Origin of the sequence: Caballeronia sp. ATUFL_M2_KS44 (assembly GCF_023630965.1) — a bacterium.
Lineage (GTDB): Bacteria > Pseudomonadota > Gammaproteobacteria > Burkholderiales > Burkholderiaceae > Caballeronia > Caballeronia concitans.
This window is the reverse complement of sequence record NZ_JALQEA010000033.1, coordinates 1-653: the sequence shown is the minus strand read 5'-3', so window position 1 is coordinate 653 and position 653 is coordinate 1. Positions and strand designations below refer to the sequence as shown.

The 653-nt window shown below is 55.4% G+C and carries 1 protein-coding gene; it reads right to left on the bottom strand.

Annotated features, from left to right (window positions below):
• On the bottom strand, window positions 1–653 hold a 653-nt coding region (locus tag NCR39_RS14480; RefSeq protein WP_250452797.1), incomplete at both ends, for a membrane dipeptidase.

Sequence of the window (653 nt, the reverse complement as noted above, 5' to 3'; positions counted from 1 at the left end):
GTCGCGTCCGGACCTTTCTTCAGGAACGGCGCGAACATCGTCACGCCGACGAAGCCGTTCGCATCGACAATCTCTCTCAGTTGTTCATCGCTCTTATTACGCGGATGTTCTTTCAACCCCGAAGGACAGCAATGGGAGTAAGTCACGGGCTTCTTGGAACACGCAATGGCATCCGACGAGGTCTTCGCGCCCACATGCGAGAGATCCACCAGAATGCCCACGCGATTCATCTCCTGAATCACTTCGCGGCCATAGCCGGAGAGACCGCCATCGGTTTCATAACAGCCGGTGCCGACGAGGTTCTGCGTGTTGTAGCAAAGCTGGACCACGTTCACGCCCAGTTCCTTGAACACTTCGATATAGCCCAGGTTATCTTCGAACGCATACGAGTTCTGGAAGCCGAAGATGATGCCGGTCTTGTTCTCTTTCTTCGCGCGCAGAATGTCGTCGGTCGTGCGCACGAGCGTGAGAATCTCACTGTATTCGCGGATCTGCTGCTTCATTTCCGCGATGTTGTCGACGGTCTTCTGAAAGTCTTCCCACACCGAGACCGTGCAGTTGACAGCAGTGACGCCGCCCTTGCGCATGTCTTCGAACACGGAGCGCTCGAACTTCGAGATGTTGAGTCCGTCGATGATGATGCTGGAGTCGTG